This is a genomic window from bacterium, assembly GCA_021372515.1.
Lineage (GTDB): Bacteria > Gemmatimonadota > Glassbacteria > GWA2-58-10 > GWA2-58-10 > JAJFUG01.
Genome location: JAJFUG010000164.1, coordinates 1 through 3,869 on the forward strand (window position 1 = coordinate 1; position 3,869 = coordinate 3,869).

At 63.0% G+C, this 3,869-nt stretch carries 5 protein-coding genes; 4 read left to right on the forward strand and 1 reads right to left on the reverse strand.

The annotated features are described in order from the left end of the window. The 4 genes from LLH00_15050 to LLH00_15065 all read left to right on the forward strand — a co-directional run. On the forward strand, positions 1 to 1,255 hold a 1,255-nt coding region (locus LLH00_15050; GenBank protein ID MCE5272596.1), incomplete at its 5' end, for a hypothetical protein. A 1-nt stretch (position 1,256) separates the two neighbouring features. After that, positions 1,257 to 1,967: a CDP-alcohol phosphatidyltransferase family protein gene (locus LLH00_15055; GenBank protein ID MCE5272597.1), complete on the forward strand. Its 711-nt coding sequence runs from the start codon at positions 1,257 to 1,259 to the stop codon at positions 1,965 to 1,967. 20 nt (positions 1,968 to 1,987) lie between these two features. Continuing rightward, positions 1,988 to 2,470: an adenosine-specific kinase gene (locus LLH00_15060; protein ID MCE5272598.1), complete on the forward strand. Its 483-nt coding sequence runs from the start codon at positions 1,988 to 1,990 to the stop codon at positions 2,468 to 2,470. Between the two features lie 12 nt (positions 2,471 to 2,482). Beyond that, complete coding sequence (locus tag LLH00_15065) at positions 2,483 to 3,010, forward strand: hypothetical protein (GenBank protein MCE5272599.1); 528 nt, start codon at positions 2,483 to 2,485, stop codon at positions 3,008 to 3,010. 112 nt (positions 3,011 to 3,122) lie between these two features. Here the strand turns inward: LLH00_15065 and LLH00_15070 are convergent. Beyond that, positions 3,123 to 3,869, reverse strand: a 747-nt coding sequence (locus LLH00_15070; GenBank protein ID MCE5272600.1) for a hypothetical protein, incomplete at its 5' end; no start/stop codon positions are given.

Here is a 3,869-nt window from a genome sequence, read left to right on the forward strand (position 1 = left end):
CACGTTCGCGGCCCTTCTGGCCCGCAGCCGTCAGGCCGAGCGCCGTCTGGAAAGCCTCGAAAAGGCCCTGGCCGCGTTCAACAGCGAGCAGGAGCTGCTGCGTTTCCAGCTCCAGGAAATCGACTCCACCGCCCCGCGGGCTGAGGAGGAGGCCGCCTTGGAGGAGGAACTTAGTCTGCACGAGAACGCCGAGAAGATAGAGGAGCTGCTGGCGCTGTGCCTCCAGGCCCTGGAGGGTGAGGCCACTGGCGGTTACGGGGCCGCTTCCGAGGGCGGGTCACTGCCGGCGCTCGAAAGCCTGGGCCTCGTGCACCGCAGCCTGGAGCACCTGGCCGGCCTGACCCAGCGGGCCAAGCCCCTGGCCGAGCAGCTCGACAGCGCGCGCTACGCCCTGGAGGACCTGGCCCGCTCCCTGAACGATCTGGCCCAGGGCCTGGACCACGACCCGCAACGCCTGAACGAATTGCGCGCGCGCAAGGACCAGCTCTACCTGCTGAAGAAAAAATACGGGCCCACGCTGGCAGATGTCCTGGCCCACCGCGGGCGGATCGCCGCGCGGGTGGAGGAGGCCGGGCGCGACAGCGGCGAGCTGGAGAGCCTGCGGCTCGAATCCACCGCCCTGGAGCGCGAGCTGGCCCAGTCGGCCGCAGCCTTGAGCGAGGCGCGCAAGGAGGCCGCTCAGCGACTGCAAGGCGAGGTGGAGAAAAAGCTGGCCGGGCTGTCCATGAGCGGGGCGCGTTTCTGCGTGCAGTTCGATGCAGTGGAGACCGCCGGGGACAGCGCCGTGCCGGGCTACTTGACCAGCGGCGCGGACCGAATTACTTTTCTGCTCGCCGCCAACCCCGGCACTCCGTTGCTGCCACTGTCGAAAGTCGCCTCCGGGGGCGAGCTGTCGCGCGTGATGCTGGCGATCGAGAGCGTGCTGGCCGAGAACGAGGCCCCCTCCTCGATGGTGTTCGATGAGGTGGACAGCGGGATCGGTGGGCAGGTGGGGCGCGCGGTGGGTGAGTACCTGGCCGCAATCGCAGCGCGGCACCAGGTGCTGGTGGTCACGCACCTGGCCCAGATAGCCCGCTGCGCGGAGGACCACCTGGTTGTGGAAAAGACCGCGCGTGACGGTCGCGCCGAGACTGCGGTCAGGCGGCTGTCCGAGGCCGAACGTCCGCGCGAGATCGCCCGCATGATGGGCGGTGATACGGACAGCGAGCTTTCGCTGGCCCATGCCAGGCAGATGCTGGAACGAGGGAACCGCTAATATGGCGACCGAGCAGAGAGAAACCCGCCGCCTGACGCACAGGATGCCGATCCCCTATACACGCATCCGCGAACTCAACATCTGGACCCTTTCCAATTTCCTTTCCGTCCTGCGTGTGCTTCTCCTTCCATTTATCTACTGGGGCCTTTTCAGCCAGAGCGAGACCGGCCACTGGGTGGCGGTGGGCCTGATGCTGGCCGGCGTGGCAACGGATGTGCTGGACGGCTGGATGGCGCGCCTCAGGCACACGATCAGCAGCTTCGGCAAGATCATCGACCCCCTGGCCGACAAGGTCTGCCTGGGCGCGGTGATGCTGTTCCTCATTCAGTTGAGGAGCTTCCCGATCTGGCTGCTGGGTGTGCTGGTGCTGCGCGACCTCTGGATCCTGCTCGGCGGGGCGCTGCTCATCCGCAGGCACAAGATCGTGTTCCCCTCGAACATCTGGGGCAAGCTGTATTCTTTCAGCGTGGCCCTTCTGATCGCGGCCTACACCCTGCGCTGGCGCGTGGCGATAATCGACCAGCTCCAGGTGGCGGTGATCCTGCTCACCGCTACCTCGGCCTTCAGCTACACCCGCATGGTTTTCCGCTACCATCGCACCCATAAGAAACATCAGCGCCGCGGACACCGTCCCCTCGACAACGGCGGGAACGGGACCGGCGGCGACGATACGGGCAGCCGCAACGCACCCGGGGCGGCAGCCCAGGTCTGACAAACCCATCCGGAGGAACGATGAACCTCACTCCAGTCAGGATAACCCTGCCCGCGGACAGCAATGTCATTATCGGCCAGTCGCATTTCATCAAGACAGTGGAAGACCTTTACGAGGCCCTGGTCTGCAGCGGGCCGTCACTAAAGTTCGGCCTGGCGTTCTGCGAGGCCAGCGGCGAGCGCCTGGTGCGCTGGGACGGTAACGACACGGAGCTGACCGAGGCCGCGGTGTCGAACGCGAAAGCCATTGCCGCGGGGCACGTGTTCGTGGTGCTGATCCGCAACGGCTACCCGATCAACGTGCTGAACGCGATCAAGGCCTGCCCGGAGGTCTGCCGGGTGTTCTGCGCCACGGCGAACCCGCTGGAGGTGCTGGTGGCCGAGACCGAACTCGGCCGCGGCGTGGTGGGGGTGGTGGACGGGGAGACTCCCCTGGGCGTGGAGGAGGAGCCGCAGCAGAAAGCCCGGAAAGATTTGCTCAGAAGGTTCGGGTATAAGCGGTGAGTTAAGAGAATAATGCTTATTCACCCTTCCTTGTTGAGCTATATTGCGACCAGAAGGAAAAACACACGGCTGCCTGAATACGATTATTCTTCTCCGGGCGCTTACCTCGTTACGATTTGCGTTCAGCACAAAAGAGAAGTGTTTGGCAGTGTCATCGACGGGACGCTGGAATTGAACGCTGCCGGGAAGATGGTTGAGACTTGGTGGGAAAAATTGCCTTCCAAGTTTGAAAATGTTGATCCAGATGTCCGTATCACGATGCCGAATCATTTCCACGGTCTCGTTTTAATTGTAGGGGCGGACCCATGTGTCCGCCCGGGCGCACACGCGGGTGCGCCCCTACATCAGATCGTGCGCTGGTTCAAGACCATGACAACAAACTCGTACATCCGAGGGGTCAAGGACCTGGGCTGGACGCCGTTTGAAAAGCGGCTATGGCAGCGAGGCTATCACGAGCATGTGGTCAGAAAGATCGAGGATTTGAATGCGGTTCGGGAATATATCCTCAACAATCCCCTAAGATGGGATCAGAAAACGTAGAGGCGAACCATATGGTCCACCTCTCGGACGTACACGCGTATGCGCCCCTACAAGAAAAAAAGCCGCCGGGCGGAGAGCCCGGCGGCTTTGATTTTTGTGCTGATCTGAACTTTCATTTCAGCGTGTGCCCGGTCAACTTTTTCACCACCTGCCAAGTGCCGGTGCCGATTTTGTACGTTGAACCTTTCTCGTCATAGGTGTAGAAATCGAAATCGCTGTCGTAGATTTCGGCCTGCACCACGCCCACGCCGCCCTTGTAGTAGAAACGCAGCTTGTAGGTGAGAGTGGAGATCGACTCGATGAGCGAGTTGGTCTCCTCCACCTCGGCGATCGGTCCCTCGTAGCCGCCCAGCTCGGGCAGGATATTGGTCACCTTGCGGCTGATTTCCAGCCCGCCCACGCCCTGGGCCGCCGAGGCGATCCAGTGACGGCCCTTGTACAGCTCGTCGTACAGCATCACGTAGTCGTAGTTGTAGAAATAGACATTGTCCCGGTTCTGGACCCCGTCGCTGGCCAGAGCCACCGTGCCGCTGCCCGCGGGCAGGCCCTCGGCCGGCTCGGGATCGAGCAGGATATGGCCCAGCTTTTCCAGCGGGATGTAGCGCGTGCCGCTACCCAGGTTCACCCGGGCATAAAGGCGCTGCGGCTGCGGCTTGTCGTTCAAGCCCAGCGGGATGAACCCGCCCGTGTTGTAGCCCGACTCGATGGCCTTGAGCAGCACCTCATCCCCGCGCGGGGCCAGGTAGTGCACCTCCACCGTGGTGTCGGCCCCGCTGGTGAAAATGTAGTTCATCACGTGGAAATAGCGCAGGCCGTAGGCCTCATCGCCGCTGATCGCCTCGGTGCGGGTCACGTTCAC

Bases quoted from the DNA above. Each gene is read 5' to 3' on its own strand.
- LLH00_15055 (MCE5272597.1), top strand. From the start codon at position 1,257: ATGGCGACCGAGCAGAGAGAAACCCGCCGCCTGACGCACAGGATGCCG.
- LLH00_15060 (MCE5272598.1), top strand. From the start codon at position 1,988: ATGAACCTCACTCCAGTCAGGATAACCCTGCCCGCGGACAGCAATGTC.
- LLH00_15065 (MCE5272599.1), top strand. From the start codon at position 2,483: ATGCTTATTCACCCTTCCTTGTTGAGCTATATTGCGACCAGAAGGAAA.